At 65.0% G+C, this 15656-nt stretch carries 14 protein-coding genes, 1 tRNA gene and 1 pseudogene; 10 read left to right on the top strand and 6 right to left on the bottom strand.

Annotated elements, in window-relative coordinates; genetic code table 11:
* The first annotated feature begins 45 nt into the window (after nt 1-45).
* Entirely contained in the window at nt 46-858 is an 813-nt protein-coding gene (locus AB0B90_RS23320) for an S-methyl-5'-thioadenosine phosphorylase (protein WP_350945530.1), read from the top strand.
* 171 nt (nt 859-1029) lie between these two features.
* Nucleotides 1030-1635 carry an RcpC/CpaB family pilus assembly protein gene (locus AB0B90_RS23315; RefSeq protein ID WP_362924699.1) on the top strand — a complete coding sequence of 202 codons (606 nt, stop codon included), beginning with the start codon at nt 1030-1032 and terminating at the stop codon, nt 1633-1635.
* 198 nt (nt 1636-1833) lie between these two features.
* On the opposite strand, the gene AB0B90_RS23310 is transcribed toward AB0B90_RS23315, so the two are convergent.
* Entirely contained in the window at nt 1834-2097 is a 264-nt protein-coding gene (locus tag AB0B90_RS23310) for a hypothetical protein (protein WP_362924697.1), read from the bottom strand.
* Nucleotides 2098-2150: 53 nt separating this feature from the next.
* On the bottom strand, nt 2151-2390 hold the full coding sequence (locus AB0B90_RS23305) for a hypothetical protein (protein ID WP_362924695.1): 240 nt from the start codon (nt 2388-2390) through the stop codon (nt 2151-2153).
* A gap of 912 nt (nt 2391-3302) precedes the next feature.
* On the opposite strand from AB0B90_RS23305, the gene AB0B90_RS23300 reads away from it, so the two are divergent.
* The 3 genes from AB0B90_RS23300 (at nt 3303) to AB0B90_RS23290 (ending at nt 4772) form a co-directional block, all read left to right on the top strand.
* Complete coding sequence (locus tag AB0B90_RS23300; protein ID WP_362924693.1) at nt 3303-3566, top strand: winged helix-turn-helix domain-containing protein; 264 nt, start codon at nt 3303-3305, stop codon at nt 3564-3566.
* A gap of 137 nt (nt 3567-3703) precedes the next feature.
* Nucleotides 3704-4555 carry a helix-turn-helix transcriptional regulator gene (locus AB0B90_RS23295; RefSeq protein ID WP_362924691.1) on the top strand — a complete coding sequence of 284 codons (852 nt, stop codon included), beginning with the start codon at nt 3704-3706 and terminating at the stop codon, nt 4553-4555.
* A 19-nt stretch (nt 4556-4574) separates the two neighbouring features.
* The gene (locus tag AB0B90_RS23290; RefSeq protein ID WP_362924689.1) at nt 4575-4772 is read left to right on the top strand and encodes a DUF397 domain-containing protein; all 198 of its coding nucleotides are present in this window, start codon (nt 4575-4577) and stop codon (nt 4770-4772) included.
* 36 nt (nt 4773-4808) lie between these two features.
* Here the strand turns inward: AB0B90_RS23290 and AB0B90_RS23285 are convergent, their stop codons facing one another.
* Nucleotides 4809-5765, bottom strand: coding sequence for a D-alanyl-D-alanine carboxypeptidase family protein (locus tag AB0B90_RS23285; RefSeq protein WP_350945538.1), 957 nt, complete (start codon nt 5763-5765; stop codon nt 4809-4811).
* A 1404-nt stretch (nt 5766-7169) separates the two neighbouring features.
* On the opposite strand from AB0B90_RS23285, the gene AB0B90_RS23280 reads away from it, so the two are divergent.
* Nucleotides 7170-7245 (top strand) — tRNA-Arg (locus AB0B90_RS23280).
* A gap of 303 nt (nt 7246-7548) precedes the next feature.
* Here AB0B90_RS23280 and istB read toward each other — a convergent pair.
* The gene (istB, locus tag AB0B90_RS23275; protein ID WP_362924686.1) at nt 7549-8328 is read right to left on the bottom strand and encodes an IS21-like element helper ATPase IstB; all 780 of its coding nucleotides are present in this window, start codon (nt 8326-8328) and stop codon (nt 7549-7551) included.
* Nucleotides 8325-9813: pseudogene (istA, locus tag AB0B90_RS23270) on the bottom strand (IS21 family transposase). The gene istB and the pseudogene istA overlap by 4 nt, the downstream one beginning before the upstream one ends.
* Before the next feature lie 549 nt (nt 9814-10362).
* Here istA and AB0B90_RS23265 point away from each other — a divergent pair.
* A complete protein-coding gene (locus AB0B90_RS23265) occupies nt 10363-11082 on the top strand; it encodes a hypothetical protein (protein ID WP_362924684.1) in 720 nt (239 codons plus the stop codon).
* Nucleotides 11083-11537: 455 nt separating this feature from the next.
* On the opposite strand, the gene AB0B90_RS23260 is transcribed toward AB0B90_RS23265, so the two are convergent.
* Nucleotides 11538-12422: a hypothetical protein gene (locus AB0B90_RS23260; protein WP_362924682.1), complete on the bottom strand. Its 885-nt coding sequence runs from the start codon at nt 12420-12422 to the stop codon at nt 11538-11540.
* Between the two features lie 226 nt (nt 12423-12648).
* On the opposite strand from AB0B90_RS23260, the gene AB0B90_RS23255 reads away from it, so the two are divergent.
* From AB0B90_RS23255 to AB0B90_RS23245, 3 genes are all read left to right on the top strand, one after another.
* Nucleotides 12649-13926, top strand: coding sequence for a DNA cytosine methyltransferase (locus AB0B90_RS23255; protein WP_362924680.1), 1278 nt, complete (start codon nt 12649-12651; stop codon nt 13924-13926).
* Between the two features lie 98 nt (nt 13927-14024).
* Entirely contained in the window at nt 14025-14693 is a 669-nt protein-coding gene (locus AB0B90_RS23250) for a very short patch repair endonuclease (protein WP_362924678.1), read from the top strand.
* Nucleotides 14694-15165: 472 nt separating this feature from the next.
* Nucleotides 15166-15345: a hypothetical protein gene (locus AB0B90_RS23245; protein ID WP_362924676.1), complete on the top strand. Its 180-nt coding sequence runs from the start codon at nt 15166-15168 to the stop codon at nt 15343-15345.
* The last annotated feature ends 311 nt before the right edge of the window (nt 15346-15656 follow it).

Genomic DNA, 15656 nt, shown 5'->3' with positions numbered 1-15656 from the left:
ATCGGGGGTCCTCAGCGGTCGGTTCGTGGCGCTAGCCTCAGCTTCATGGTCACTCGCGCGGACATCGGGGTCATCGGCGGCTCTGGTTTCTACTCCCTGCTCGACGACGCCACAGAAGTCGAGATCACCACGCCGTACGGCCCGCCCAGCGACGTCGTCACCGTCGGCCGCATCGGAGGGCGTTCGGTCGCCTTCGTGCCCCGCCACGGTCGCGACCACCGCTTCCCACCCCACCGCATCCCCTACCGGGCGAATCTGTGGGCGCTGCGTTCCCTCGGCGTCCGCCAGGTCCTCGCCCCCAGCGCGGTCGGCTCCCTGCGCGCCGAGATCGGTCCCGGCGCCCTGGTCGTTCCCGACCAGCTCGTCGACCGCACCATCGGCCGCCCGCAGACCTACTACGACGCGGGCGGCGTCGTCCACGTCTCCTTCGCCGACCCCTACTGTCCCCTGGGCCGTGCGGCGGCCATCTCCACCGCGCGTTCCGCCGAGGGCTGGGAGACCGTCGACGGCGGCACCCTGGTCGTCATCGAGGGCCCGCGCTTCTCGACCCGCGCCGAGTCCCGCTGGTTCAGCGGCAACGGCTGGTCGATCGTCGGCATGACCGGCTTCCCCGAGGCGATCCTCGCCCGCGAGCTCGCCCTCTGCTACACCACGCTCTCCCTCGTCACCGACCACGACGCCGGGGTCGAGGCGGGCGAGGGGGTCACCCACGAGGAGGTCCTCTCCTTCTTCGCCACCAACGTCGGCCGCATGCGCTCCCTCATCGGCGACGTCGTGGCCGCACTCCCGGAAAAACGCACCTGCCCCTGCCCCGACGTCCTGGACGGCCTCAAGCTCCCCTTCGAGCTCCCCGGCTGACCGTTTTTCGTAGCGGCCGGGCTGTGCCGTGGCGGCCGGGCCGTAGTCGCGCCGGGCCGCAGCGGCCTGGCCTTGGTCCACCGTCACTCCGTCACTCCGTCACTTCGCGGAGTGATCCCACCACCCATCGCGGGCACCGCGCCGCCCGACTCCCCACCCCTGGAGTCAGCCATGCGCGCTCTGCGCCGCTTCCTCGGCCGTCGTCACCGTCTCATCGCGACCCTCGTCGCCGCTTCGGCGATGAGCTGCGCCATCCTCGCGCTGCGCCAGGACACCGCCTCGGTGACCGTCCTGGTCGCCGCGAGGGATCTGTCCGGAGGCGTGCTGGGGACGGCCGACCTGATACCGGCTCCACTGAGACCCGGTACGGCCCCCGACGGCGCCCTGAGGCCCGGCACGCCGTTCGCGGGAAAGGTCCTGACGGGTCCCGCGAGGCGGGGGGAGCCGCTGACGGACGTCCGCCTGCTCGGCCCCGGCCTGCTGGCCGCCCACGGTCGGGGAACGGTCGCCACCCCCGTACGGGTCGCCGATCCCGAGACCGCGCGCCTGCTCTCGCCGGGTGACGTGGTGAACGTGCTCGCCGCGACCTCGGCGTGGGAGGGCACCGCCCCGGCGAGCGTCGTGGCCGAGGACGTCACGGTCCTCGCCACCCCGGGTGGGGAGTCGGAGCGGGGTGCGCTCGTCGTGCTGGCCACCACACCGGCCCAGGCCACCGAGCTCGCCTCCGCCCAGGCCGGCGGGCGGCTCTCCATCACGATCGGCCCCCGCGCGGGATGAGGCTTCCCGACGGGACTTCACCATGGCCGCCTCCCGCGCGGGTGAGGCTTTCCGACGCCCCTCCGTCACGACCGCCTCCCGCGCGGGGCGAGCTCTCCCGACGACGCCGCTCCGGCGCGATCGGCTGGGGTGGACCGTACGGCGACCGGCGAGGGTACGGCGGCCGGGGCCTCTCCCGGCCACAGCCGCCGTACCCGCTCAGGAACGGTCGGTCGTCTCAGTGATCGTCCAACGCTGGACGATCGCGGTCATCTCGGCCTCGCGCATCTGGGACTTCAGGCCCTCGACGGTCCGGTCGCAGAGCAGCACCGGTTCCGGGGTGGGCCAGGTGGCGATGGCGTGGAAGAGGCGGCTGCCGGTGCCGTACAGCACGGCCCAGCCCGGCCAGGTGACCTGCAGCAGTGCCGCCTCCGCACGCGCCTGGTGGTCCCAGGTGTAGTGAGGGACGGCGACAGCGATCACGCCGTCACGGTGACGCCCGCGAGCGGAGGCCCGCCTGCTCGGAAGGCGGCGGATCACGAGATCCCCCATCCGGCGGCCTGCTCCTGAGCCTTCCTCGCGATGCCCTCCTGCCGTTCGGTCTCGGCCTGGAGGGCGTCGAGGGTGTCGGCGTCGACGGTCCGTTCGGCTCCGGCGTGGAACGCGATCGACGAGAAGGGCTCCACGCGACTGGCCCACAGCCGCCCGGCGTCGCTGAGGATCAGCCGCCAGCCGGGGATGGCCGGTTCGGGGGCGCTGGACCTACCATCGTTCATTGATTGGACCTCCATCCGATCAAGGGCCCGTCCGGACGTTGGTAGCGGTGGACGGGCCCGCTTTGTGGAACGGGCGAGAACACGGAGGGGTGAGCCGTACGGGCCGAGCGGCCGGTACGGAGATGGGGTGAGCGCCGCGCGGCACGGGGTGCGGGCGGTCGTTCGCTTGGGGCGGCGCTCGGGGGTGAAGGGCCGGGGTGTCCGGGTTGGGCGGGTCGCGTTCGGGTGTGGTGCGTTCGAGCAGAACGCGTTCCGGTGAGGCACGTTCGGGTGAGACGTGTTCGAGTGAGACGCGTTCGGGTGGGGCACGCGAGGCCGCCCGGCGCCTGGCCTGAGTCGGCGGGTTGGACAGGACTCGTGAAGTCGGGAAAGACGCTGAACGGCCACCGGCGCGATGTCCTCCGCAGCCCGGACCTCAGCTTGAACCTCGGCCTGCTCCTGCTCTGCGGGCCGCTGGGCGGGCACCGAAAGGATCGCCTCGGCAGGGCATGCGGGGGCGAGCGGCTCGAAGCAGGGCATGAAGCGGTTCCCCGTACGACGGGCCTCCAGGCGAATGTCCATCAAGGCGCCCGAGGGCTGCACGTACTCGTGATCGGCGGGCCGGCCGGGGCAACCGTGCGCGTAGGGAGCGTGCCCGCAGGCGGCACACCCCATCGGCAACGGCGGCGCATCGGCGAAACAGCCGCAGCCGCTCACCACACTCCGGTCGAGCACCGGAGCACTAGGGTTGTTCACGGGTCAGGACTCACTTCCTGATCAAGGACCCGTCCGGTCGTTGCAGCGCCGGACGGGTTCGTTTTACCGGGCACGAGTTGGGTGTGCACCAGGCTCTACCCTGGTGCACCACAGTTGAGCAGGGTAGAGCCTGAGCGGGTTAAGTAGGGCAAAGTACAGCCCTCTACGGTACGGATCATGGAGTGGGACGAAGATCGCACAATCTGGGAGCAGCTCTACAGCGCCCTTCGGACGCGCATAGAAAATGGTGAATATCGGGAAAGATCCGTCATCCCCAGTCTTACCCAACTGGAGCAGGAGTTCGGTGTCGCCAGGACGACGATCCAGAAGGTCCTGCGCATCATGAAGGATGAATCCCTGATTCGCACCATTCCGGGCAAAGGAACGTACGTACGCCCCCAGAGTGAATGGCGACATAACGCGCATAGCCCGGAAGAGTGACGATACGGGGAGCATCAACGACCCTCCAGCCATCGCGCGATTACCATGTCGCAGGCATCATCTCCCCGGACGACAACGAGACGCTAGGATTTCCGAAAGAATTTTAGAAACTTCTATTTTTCGCGGAAGACTGGATCATGATGGCTGGCTCGGGTCCGACGGTACGGCAACGCCGACTGGCGACAGAGTTACGCAGACTTCGTGAGCTCCAAGGACTTACCGGGGAACAGGCGGCGCGACGAATCGGGTGGCAGCCATCCAAGATCAGCCGTATCGAGCACTGCATATCCCGCGTGAAGGCCGCCGACCTGATCGCTCTCCTGAACGCCTACGAGGTGTCAGGGAAGGTACGCCAGAGCCTGATCACACTGCAGGTATCAGCCCGTGAGCAGGGATGGTGGGATGTCTACGACGACCTGCCGTCCGACTACGCGGGCTACATCGGCCTGGAGTCCGACGCCGCCGCGATCAGGTGCTACAGCATGCAGCTCGTACACGGGCTACTCCAGACCGAGGATTACGCACGAGCCGTCATCACGGCGACGATGATGTCTGAGGAACCGGCCGAGGAGATCGATCGGCGCGTCGAAGTCCGGATGACCCGCCAGGCCGCCCTGGGCAAGCCCGATCCCCTGCGCATCCATTCGATCATCGACGAGGCCGCGCTCCGCCGCGTAATGGGCGATTCCAAGGTGATGAGTGAACAATGCGCTCACCTACTCGCCCAGGCCCGGCAATCGCACGTGACAATTCAGGTCCTACCACACGATGCCGGGGCACATCCCGCCGTTGTCGGCCCCTTTGCGATCCTTAACTTCCCCGGCCCTCATCCAGACGTCGTTTACATCGAGGCACTGGCGAGTAGCATCTACATCGAAGCAGATACCGAGGTGCACCAGTACCACCAGGTTTTTAACCATCTATCCGCGATGGCGCTTAATCCCGATGATTCCCACACCTTTCTCCATATCATCGCGACCGCACCCTGAACGTACGGAGGATGCTGATATGCCGGACCTGGCAGCTACCCCCGCGTGGCGCAAATCCACCCTCAGCGACGGCGGTAACGGCTGCGTCGAGGTGGCCACCAACCTGCCGGGCCTCGTCGCCGTACGCGACAGCAAGGATCCCTCCGGCCCGACGCTCACCTTCTCCCCCGCAGCCTGGGACGACTTCCTTGCCGGCATCCGCAACGGAACGATCTGACCTGTCAGTGACAGTGTTCGCGAAACCGTAAAGCCCTTACAGCAGAGAGCCGATCTCGGGGTCGTACTCCCAGTGCCAGGGCTCGAAGGGGCTGACATAAGCCCACTTGGGGTGGATCCAGCCGTACTTCTTGCCGTTCGCCTCCAGCCAGTTGAACTCGGCTGAGCGGAAGCGTTCGACGCCCCCGCAGAGGTCGACGGCGAGTCCCAGGCCGTGGTTGCTGCGGCCGGGGACCGCCGCCAGGCCAGGGCGGCGGTAGTAGACCGACTGCTGCTCGGCCAGGCTCCGGTAGCTGTCGGTCACGCACATCGGCTTGCCGAACTGCCGCTTGTACGCCTCGTTGAGGCTGATGAACGCGAGTGCGGCATCCCCTCGCAGCTGGTTGCCGCTCTGCTGGAGCGGGCAGAGGTACGCCTGCGGGATCAGCCCGTTGGGAAACTCGCTCATCGAGGTCGCCCTGGTCGGGTCGCATCCGGCGGCCGGACGCCCCTTCTTGTCGATCTTGACGCCCAGTTTCACCAGGGCCTTGGTGAGGGACTGCACGATCTTCTGTGAGCGCACCCTGAGCGTTCCGATCTCGGCGCCCATCTGCGCCTCCGCGAGGAGGTTGCCCGCCCTGAGTTCCTGCGCCTCGCCCGCCAGGCGCTCCCGTTCCAGTTGCAGACGGCTGCTGTCCTCAAGGATGCGGTCGCGCTCGGCGACGATCTGGGTGAGGCCGGCCATCGCGCGCAGGGTGTCGGCGTTGGACTCGCCGGATAAGAAGCCGGCCAGATCCCCACCGGAGGGCTGCTGGTAGAGGATCCCGACGAGGTCCGACAGCGGCTGCCGTACCTGAGCGAAGGCCCGCTCGGCCACCTGCAGCTCCCGCAGCTTGGCGGAGAGCTCCTTCTCCGAGTTGCGGATCTGGGTCCGCCGCTGCTCCAGGGCCTTGGTCGCGGCCTCCAGGTCCTTCGCGGCCTTCTCCGCCTCACGACGCAGCTCTGTGAGATTCACCGGATCCGCGGTGACGACGGTCTGAGCCTCCGCCGGCGCTCGCTGCGCGACAGCGGATCCCGGCAGGAGGGACGTCAGCGTCGCGACGACGGCGATCAGACCCGCTGATCGACGAGGTGGCACGTTCGACCCCTCCGTTTGCGAACTCGTGACCTGGGTCAGGCACGCACGCTACTACAGCTGACCAAGTGAACGGGCCAGCTCTCCACAGCCGTTATGCGCCGAACACCCCTTTTTGGGACCGGACAAGTCAGGCTTCTTGCCGCGCGTGCTTCTTGCAGACCCCCCAGAGCCACGTCCCCTTCCACTCCGCCGAACACTCGTCGCGGCGCTCAGGCCGCGCGAGTGGCGGCGTACGCCGCACCCCAGGCTCAGGTGTCACAGGAGGTGGAGATGCCACCTTCCGTGGGCCTCTGGAGGCTTGCGGGCGAGGTGTGATGGGAACGACCACCTCCGCCTCGCTCGCACCATCAGTCCCGCTCGGGTTGCTTTGCCAACCGGCCTCGTCCGGATCCGTGTTGCGCACTCTTGATTTCGCCGCGACGGGCATCCATCCCCCGTACACCCGCTCCGGCCGCAGCGGCGGAGGCATCAGCCTCGGCCCGAACACCCGGCTCCGTACGGACCCGACCACGACCGGCACCACGGCCACCGCTTCTTCCGGTGCTCGCGCCTCTCGCGGCCTCTCCGCTTCTCGGGGCGTCCCTGCTTCTTGGGGTGTCCCCACTTCTGTCGGCGTTCCCGCCTCCGTCGGTGTTTCCGCTTCTGCCGGCGTCCCCGCGGCTCCTTGGGGCTCGTCCTGCGGCTCGTCGTCCGGCGATTCCACAGGCTCTCCGGCCCTCAGTCGAGACGCCGTGCCTCTCCAGGCTCCCCCGCCTTCCCGGAACCCCCGGCGTACCCCGTCCCCCACCCAGAGAGCCTCACCGTCGTCAAAACTCTCGGCTTCCTCGCCCTCTTCAGCCTCCTCGGCTCTCCGGGCCTCCCCGGCTCCGGCCGTCTCTCCGAACCGCTCGGCTTCTCTCGCCCGTTCGGCCTCCCGGAGTTCACCGGTCCTCCCGGCCTCTTCGACCTCCTCAGGCCCCTCAGGCTCCGCACCGGTGTCAGCCCGCTGGACGGCGGCCTCGTACCCGGTGAGCTCGGCCACCAGCAACCCCCCGGCCAGAAGCGCGGGCGCCAGCATCGCACCACACAGCACCACCGGTCGCAGGGCTCGATGCCCGCGAATGCGCTTCCGTCGCCTGTCGATCACAGATCGTGACGCTAACCTCACCCAACGCCGCACACCCGCCCACTTGCCCCTCTTATTACTCCAGGCCAGCGAACCGATAACCCGGCGCCCGCCCCCAACTCCCCCTTCGGGCGCGCAACCACTCGCTACTTTCGCTACTCTTACTAGGAGCCCCTGCCTCCGTAGCTCAGGGGATAGAGCACCGCTCTCCTAAAGCGGGTGTCGCATGTTCGAATCATGCCGGGGGCACCATCTTGACCTTGTCACCTACCCCCGACCTGGGAATTCTCCCCGATAGGGCACGCGCACCTGCGCAGCCGAAGCCACCTCGAGTTGCCCTGAGTCGCCCTTCGCGGAATACGCACGGGATGATCTTGAAGTCGCTCAGCCGGATGATGTCCCGCAAAAGGCCAGGTCGGCGCGGCCGACTGTCACATCAACCAGCGAAATCATCACGTCGAGATCAGCCCCTACTCGGAGGGCAGGCGTTTGTCAATGGCCAAGTGCGTGTCGCCGCTGGTGGCCAGGAAAAAGTCCCCGCCTCTTCGTAGTTGACTACTTCTTGACGGGTCGTCCTGGGGTTCGGGTTCGGGCTTGTCGCATGCGGAAGGACTCGCCCTCGGTGACCACGACGATGCTGTGGTGCAAGAGTCGATCCAGCAGGCTGACAGCGGTGGTGTGCTCAGGCAGGAAGCGTCCCCATTGGTCGAAGGGCCAGTGCGAGCCGATCCCGAGTGCGCGGCGCTCGTAGGCGGCGGCGACGAACCGAAACAGCAGCTGGGTGCCGGTGTCATCCAGCGGCGCGAACCCCACCTCGTCGATGATGACCAGATCGGCGCGTAGCAGGCTCTCGATCACCCGGCCGACGGAGTTGTCGGCCAGACCCCGATAAAGCGTCTCGACCAGCTCGGCGGCGGTGAAGTAGCGAACCTTGTAACCGGCCTGAACAGCGGCGACTCCGAACGCGATGAGGCTGTGGGACTTGCCGGTGCCGGCCGGGCCGACCGCGCAGTAGTTCTCCGCTGCGCGGATCCATTCCAGCGAGGCCAGATAGTCGAACGTCGCCCGGGGCATCGAGGAGGCGGCGACGTCGAACTCCTCGATCGTCTTGATGACCGGGAACGCGGCGGCCTTCATCCTCGTTCGGGCGTTAGAGGCATCTCGCGCTGTCAGTTCGGCGTCGATGAGCGTGCGCAGGAACTCCTCGGGGTTCCACCGCTGGGTGCGGGCGGTCAGGAGCACCTCGGGTGCCAGCTGCCGGATCGTTGACAGTTTCAGGCGGCGTAGCCCGCTGTCGAGATCGGCGGCCAGCGGCGGGATGACGGATGAGCTCATGACACCTGTCCGATCCGGGTGAGCTTGTCGAGGGTGTAGGCCGACAGCGGCCGGGTCGGCACCTGCGGCAACTCCACCACGAGGGCGTCTCCGGCCGGGCAGGGGTGTGCGGTTCCGGCTCCGGCGGCCAGGATCGAGCGCACGTCCTCGGCTCGCCAGCGGCGAAAACAACTCGCGCGCTCCAGCGCCGACAGCAAGGCAGCCTCGCCGTGCGCGGCCCGCAGCGCGGCCAGCTCCTCCAGGTCGGCGGCCAGGCGGGTGTTGCCGGAGGCGGCCGAGGCGGTCAAGAACGCCTCAGCGATCGGGCCGAGTTCGAGGAAGGTCTTCTCCGCTGGGGTTTTGGGCCGGGCGGCGCGGCGTGGTGCCGGCCGCGGGCCGCCGTAGTGTTCGTCGCTGATGGCTGCCTCGCCAGGAGCCACGGGGGCGTGCTCGGCGACGATCTGGCCGGTGGCCAGATCGCAGATCAGTAGCCGTCCGTCGGCCTCGGTGACGGTGACGGCGGCGCCAATCAGGGCGGGTGGGCACCGAGTAGCGGGCCGAGCCGAACCGCACGCACGAGAGCTTGTCGACCTTGCGGGTGGCCGGCGCCGTGCCGATCGCGGGCCGCAGCGACGGCAGCGCGCTCAGCAGATCACGTTCGGTCATCAGCCGCTCAAGCGGGATGGCGCAGATCTCCGAGTGCGGCACGGCGTTGACCTCGGCGCACCACTGACGAGCGGCGACGTTCGCCGCCGTCAGATCATCGAACGGGGCGTGCGGGGCAACCAGGTCGCGCTTGGCGTAGCCGACCAGGTTCTCCACGATTCCCTTCGATTCGGGATCGGCGGCCTCGCACCAGTCGGGGCGGAAACCGTAGTGCGTTGCCAAGCGGACGTAATCGGCGGTCGGGATGACCTTGTTGGCGACCACGCCGCCCTTCAGGCAGCCCATCCGATCGGCCAGCACCATCGTGGGCACTCCGCCGAGTTCTTCGAAGCATTCGGCCAGCATGGCCAGCGTCGTGGCGGAGCGCTGGTTGTCGGCGAAGCGGACGAACCGGATCCTGGACCAGGCCAGCACCGCGCAGAACACATGCAGTCCGCCGCCGGCCTCGCCCCAGTCGATGACCAGCATCTGGCCCGGTGTCCAGATCGCCGGGCGCCGCCCGCGATGGTGATCACGCCGCCAGGTCTTCTTCGCTGAGGCGACCAGACGGCGGAAGTTACGCGCTGATCCGGTATATCCGGCGGTCTGGGCCAGCGGCAGCAGCCGCTTGGCCGAGATCTTTCCCGCGGTGGCCTCCACCTTGGCGGCCACCAACTCGGCGACCGCGTCGAAGTTGCGCTCACGGCATTTGCGGCCGGTCGGCTTGTGGCTGGCCCGCGACCGCTCGATGATGCGTCTGACGGTCTTGTGGGTGGTGCCGCAGATCTGCGCGGCTCCGCGATAGGTGCCTACCTCCCGGTAGGCGGCGATGATGTCCATGACTTCCCCCGATGACTTCATGGCCGAACAGACCCCCTGAGCGGTGATCTCGTGACTGGCTGACACCGTCACGATCACCGCTCAGGGCACACACCTCCCGACGACACGCGAACGAGAAGCGGGGACCTAAACCGGCCATCAGTGGTGACCACGAACTGGCCACCTGTGGGGACTTTTACATGGCCACGGACACGTTACTCGCCGAGACCCCAGCTATCGCCAGACGGAAGAGTGAACCGCAACCCAGCGAGAAACTCTGTTTGGCCTCAGGGCGCCCTCCCGGCTCTCACCCACTTCTGTTCGTCGCCCTTGAAGACGGTTGTGTAGGAAAGTGCTCTCTGGGAGTATCTGCGCCCTGGAGAGCCCACGATGCCGAGTCCAACTCTGGACCGTCCAGGGCCGATAGGAGGCTGATCTTTACCGTGCACTCCTGGGCTGATCACTGGCCGATCGTCGACCCCACCTCGGGACAAGCGCCGGATCATAGGCAACCGGAAGCTCGTAGGCACATCAACGGCGCCTTCGTCCAAGTATGCCGCTTCTCAGTCGTCGAGCACAAAAGGTTGCTTGGTGATTTTTGCAATCTTCATGGTCGGCGGAATCATCAGGGGCATCGCCGAGGCCATGATCAAGGAACCATGGATCGGTTTGTCTCTCCTCATTCTGTTCGCTACGGTCGCAGCGATATTCCTCGCGAGGAAACATCTCGCATCTCCAAAACGGCTGGCACGCCTCTATCGTGATCACTACGTACTCCCCAGCGATCTCGACAACGAGTCCCGCGCTTTGCTCAAACGGACTACTGACGCCGTCATGACAGTCACCGGGTCGCAAGTCAGCCGGCAGGGGTTCTTGGACTCTGTCGCCAACGACGTACTGTTTCCCCAACAACTATGGGAGATCAGTCGTTTCCTCCGTTTTCAGACAATCCTTCGTGCGGAGCAGGTCGCCGCTACCCACGGTGTCATCGTCACCCCTGAGCTGACGGCCGTCCTCGCTCCACAGCGGCAAGCCCTGCAGCATTCGGTCGCGATGGTCACACAGCGAATCATGGAGCTAGAGGCTTATGCTCGCCGTACTCAAGAGGCGGATGCTGCGCTACGGGCTCATGAGCAGCTGCAGAACAACGACAAGTATCGTTACCTGCTCGCGCACACGGACGACAGAATGGGCACGCAGAACCTCCTGCAGCAGGCGACCGCCCTAGAGAACACTCTTGCGCGAAGCGTACAGAATGCCATCGCAGCAGGTCGAACCTTGGCTGCGCCAGACCTCAGACACTGGCGCTGACCGCTGCGTACCATCAGCGGACAACACCAAAGACCCCGGACTCTGCCAGGGCCTCCTAAGTTGATAGTGATCAAATTTCCAGAGCCTTGGTGATCCGACCATTGGCGCGTGCTCGTTGTCCTTCTATGCACGGTCACGCTCACCACCCTCTGACCACGGTCTCCGCTACCCAACCAGGGTGATCGCTCCATCTGAAAAATGGAAGGTCGACGGTTCGACCCCGCCCCTGACCACAGCAGCTGAGCAGCATAAACGCCCCGAGCCGTGTATGGCCGGGGCGTTTTTCGTTGTGCTTGACGACAACGGGTTCCGACATTCCAGGTTGAGGTAGAGGCCTGGGTTACGGCAACCCCGATGTCCATAAGGCCACTCAGGCCGCCTAACCACCACGTCAAGGGTGTCCATCAAACCGGGTCAACTCGAAAATGGTGGCGGTCTGTCAAGTAAAGCGCGATTCAGAACAGCATGCTCTCATCCTCGTCGTCCCCGTTGTCTTGAGCATCCACGTCGCCTTCTTGGGCTTGCTTTGTGCGAGGGGTAGCGTCCGTGACGGTGCCGTTGGAGTGGTAGTAACGGAAGGCACTAGGATAACTACGGTTATTGTCCGGGTACATGATCGTCCATCCCACTAGGGCGCTGATCTTCCATGTCTCATCCAGGTGCTTAGCGATGAACCGAAAGGTCTCGTCTACACTCATGTTCGCGCTGGGGACGGTGACCCACTTGTCCCTGAAGCCAGCCGAACGCTGGTAGCGAAAGATGTAAGGGATTCCCGACTTGACCGTTTGGAGTAGATCGCGCAAAGACTGAGACCCCGCCTGAAGACCGGGGACCTCTCGAGCGAGGTCGATGCGGTACTCAAGATCGAAATGAGTGTCCTTGAGGACGGTCCCATCTCGGTTCCGTCCTGGATCGTTGATGCCGAACCCGCGGTTGTTCCAGACGATAGCGCTGGTCTCCAAATGCCTTTTGATGAGCATCTTTTCCGGAGAGACGGCGGACAGGTCCTCTTCCACAAAGAGGCACTTAAACGAGATCTCGTCGATCGAGATGCCCACCCTGCCGGACAGCTTGAAGAGGTGCTCGCTTAGACGTTTAGGGAGGGGTTGGTCCGCCTTGCCAACGTAGGTGAGTTCGTGTCCACCTATCGGCCTTTGGCGGTAGAGCTGATACACCCCCGACAGGCTGTCCAAGCCAAGCTTGGCGGCCTGAGCATAGAGAGCGTCCAGGTTCTCCATGGTCAGAGGTGCTGGCTCGAGAGCCTGAAGGGCCGTGTAGAGCTGCGTGCTCAGCGCCTTGGTGATGCTGAGGCGAAACCCGTCGCTGTACTGCCCAGTCATGCGGGGCGCCCTCCAAGATATATGGCCTCGTTGCGGTCCGTCCCCATGTGTCACTCCTGGTGTCGTGCTCAGCCAAGTCTCGACCAACCTTCGTAAGTGTAGATACTGGCGAGGTGTCGTAGATCACCTATGTCAGACATGATCCATGGGAGGGCGTTTGCGCATGTGTTCGAAGGGACCGAGCGATAGAGCTGCAAGGTCGCCGACTCCGCGGTACGCTTTCGCCATGGTTGAACAGTTGAATCACACCTCGAAGGACCGTACGAGCGTCGAGCTCTTCGCGGGTGGTGGCGGTCTAGCCATGGCGGTAGCTAGCGCTGGCTTCAGGCCCCTCCTGTTCAATGAATTCAATAAGCGTGCGTGTGAGACGCTCGAGGCGAACAAGGCACACCCGTACAAAGTTGGCACTACGCCGCCCATTCCGGAGCCCGGCGAGAACCCCCCGCTACTTGTAGGGGACGTCACCGAGGTTGATTTTAAGTACCTCAAAGGCCGAGTGGACGTTCTCGCTGGCGGGCCACCGTGCCAACCTTTCAGCCTTGGGGGCGTGGCCAAGGGTGACGAGGATAAGCGCAACGGTTTCCCGCACATGTTCAGAGCGATCAGGCAAATGGAGCCGAAGGCGGTCGTCTGCGAGAACGTGCGGGGGCTCCTGCGCCCATCGTTCATGCCTTACTTCGAGTACATCAAGCGTGAATTGGCACTTCCGTTCGAAGAGCGAACGGAAGGTAGTGGGTGGCAGGATCATGATGAGGTTCTACGCCACCTACTCGAGACAGCGACGGTAGATGACCATGAACGGTACGATGTCAGACACTATCCCGTAAACGCGGCGAACTATGGCGTTCCGCAGATCAGAAACCGTGTGATTATGATCGCGTTCCGGCGAGACCTCGGGGTGGACTGGGATCGGTTCGAGCAGCTCGTGCGACCGCAATTCTCCGAGGAGAGTCTTCACGATGACATGCGGAACGGCTCGTACTGGGAACGGCATCCGGACGTTCCCAGAAGGGTCCGCGAGCAAGCGATGACGAGGATTTCACAGCACTCGCTGCCGTTGCTCGATAGAGAACGTCTTCGACCCTGGCGTACTCTCCGTGACGCGATCAAGGGCATCGACGGACAACGACCTCTGCCTCCGGTCGAGAAACTCGACCGGAACGAGTACCACCTGGGCGGTTTCACGGATCACATCGGCTGGCCGGACGCCCGGATTTATCCTGGGCATACACCAAACGAACTGGATCGACCCGCCAAGACCGTCAAGGCCGGAGTCCACGGAGTCCCGGGAGGCGAATCGGTGATGCTTCTCGATGACGGTGGGCACCGATACATGACCGTCCGCGAGACCGCTCGAGTGATGACTTTCCCCGACGATTGGGTCCTGGTTGGGCCTCGTGGGGAGAAGATGCGGCAGCTCGGTAACGCTGTGCCCGTTCTTCTTGGCCAGGTATTCGCCAACGCGGTCGCGACGGTCTTGGACGAGGCCGAAGCATTGACGTGACCGATCCATCCGTCGCCGAGCCCAGGCGGTGGAAAGACAAGCCACCGCCCGACCGAGCGTGGAAGGGCAAGCCGGGCCTCAGCCGTACCGAACGCACCATGGAACAGGATCGCGCGGCTGGCGGACGAGATCGACGCTACGTCGGTCTTGGAGAAGGCCGGCAGGCGTTGGCGTCCGTGGAGCTTAAACTGCTTCCGAATACTCGCCGGATCCGGGCTTATCTTCGCTGGTCCGACAAAGGCAAGACCGGGACAGCCTATCTGGGGGAGGTCACTGAGACGACCCGTGCCCGCAACCTCGCTGTCGCATGGCGCCTGGCGTTCGAGCAAGAGCGATTGATTATTCCGGAGCCAGCAGAGGACTCATGGGCTAGTACTCCCGCTTCGCGGAAGGTGATGAAGGCTAACCGCAGCCGTGACACCAAGCCCGAGCTCGCCCTCAGGTCAGCGATTCACGCGCTCGGTCTTCGCTACCGCGTGGACACGCCCCCAGTCGAGGGACTGCGGAGACGAGCAGACGTCGTATTTCCTAAAGTGAAAGTGGCGGTGTTCTCGGACGGCTGTTATTGGCACGGCTGTATAGAGCATTACCGGCCAGCTCGCCGCAACGACAAGTTCTGGAACGAAAAAATCGAAAAGAACAGAGTCCGCGACCGCGACACGGACTCCAAGCTCGAGGCGGCTGGCTGGCTTGTCATCAGAGTCTGGGAACACGAGGACCCGGTCGAAGCCGCCTCCCGAATCGAAATGGTTGTTCGAAATCGCTAAGCCTTACGTTTAAAAGCGCGATGTTGTCAGAAAACTTGCGATCAGACTACGTATGCGTCCCTTACATGTGCCCAGCGGCAGCTACCGAGATCACTGCCATGATCTGCGGAGGCGTCGCCCCCGAAGTTGCCGGTGTTTGACTCCGAGCGAGAGCGTTGACAATCAGCGTAAAGGTGTCATCCGGACCCGCATGGCCGCGGCCGTCTCAACGAGATGACCGTCAAGGCGGCATCGTGACGGGTGGACATGGCACAATCGGGCAGACGCGGCTAGAACAGATTCTCCACCGTGGCCAGATACAACTTGCCCTTACCAGTGACGATCTCTTGACGTCGCCACACCACAGCAGATCCGCCGCGACGGCATTGAACTGCTGGCGCACTAGATTTGGCGCCGTTGGCCGCCTGCCCTGCCGGGCCACCCAGGCCGAGCTTGGACATCCGAGCCGCGACCGTGTTCACCGACATCTGCCATGACACCGCCGCTCGAGCCGACCGCGTCGTCGGTCGAGGTACGGGCCTCGATGCGCGGCAACTGCGGCATGTGCTACCAGGTCGACACCCGGCGAACCGCCGAGACCCGATGCAGAGTCGCCCCCTTCTTCCCCGGCGACCGCATCGCGGTCCTCGCGGACAGCTGTTACCGGGCATAGCTGTCCCGAGCGTCTGCGGCTGGCGACGATTAAAAGTGTCTTCTGGTGAGACGAGATCGTCACGAACCGGATCCGAGACGCTGCGGATCCTTGCGGACATCATGCGGTTAAACACGAAGCCCCTGAGGCCGCCGCAGAACGCGTTGCGAATCTGGTGCGCGAGAAGACCCGCGGCCGCGACGGCCATCGCTCCTTTCGCCCATCTGTGACCAGATCATTCCTGTTTGTGAGGGTTCAACACCTTCGTCCTCATCCCAGCAGTGACAGAATTCGTCGAGGTTCGCAAACTCCAGCCGAATCGTCAGTAGTCC

It is taken from the genome of Streptosporangium sp. NPDC049078 (assembly GCF_040648855.1).
Taxonomy (GTDB): domain Bacteria; phylum Actinomycetota; class Actinomycetes; order Streptosporangiales; family Streptosporangiaceae; genus Streptosporangium.
The sequence above is the reverse complement of the archived record's forward strand: the minus strand, read 5'-3'. Positions and strand labels throughout refer to the sequence as shown.

Coding starts and splice junctions, on each gene's coding strand:
- AB0B90_RS23320 (WP_350945530.1), top strand. CDS start 46: ATGGTCACTCGCGCGGACATCGGGGTCATCGGCGGCTCTGGTTTCTAC.
- AB0B90_RS23315 (WP_362924699.1), top strand. CDS start 1,030: ATGCGCGCTCTGCGCCGCTTCCTCGGCCGTCGTCACCGTCTCATCGCG.
- AB0B90_RS23305 (WP_362924695.1), bottom strand. CDS start 2,390: ATGAACGATGGTAGGTCCAGCGCCCCCGAACCGGCCATCCCCGGCTGG.
- AB0B90_RS23300 (WP_362924693.1), top strand. CDS start 3,303: ATGGAGTGGGACGAAGATCGCACAATCTGGGAGCAGCTCTACAGCGCC.
- AB0B90_RS23295 (WP_362924691.1), top strand. CDS start 3,704: ATGATGGCTGGCTCGGGTCCGACGGTACGGCAACGCCGACTGGCGACA.
- AB0B90_RS23290 (WP_362924689.1), top strand. CDS start 4,575: ATGCCGGACCTGGCAGCTACCCCCGCGTGGCGCAAATCCACCCTCAGC.
- istB (WP_362924686.1), bottom strand. CDS start 8,328: ATGAGCTCATCCGTCATCCCGCCGCTGGCCGCCGATCTCGACAGCGGG.
- AB0B90_RS23260 (WP_362924682.1), bottom strand. CDS start 12,422: ATGACTGGGCAGTACAGCGACGGGTTTCGCCTCAGCATCACCAAGGCG.
- AB0B90_RS23255 (WP_362924680.1), top strand. CDS start 12,649: ATGGTTGAACAGTTGAATCACACCTCGAAGGACCGTACGAGCGTCGAG.
- AB0B90_RS23250 (WP_362924678.1), top strand. CDS start 14,025: ATGGAACAGGATCGCGCGGCTGGCGGACGAGATCGACGCTACGTCGGT.
- AB0B90_RS23245 (WP_362924676.1), top strand. CDS start 15,166: ATGACACCGCCGCTCGAGCCGACCGCGTCGTCGGTCGAGGTACGGGCC.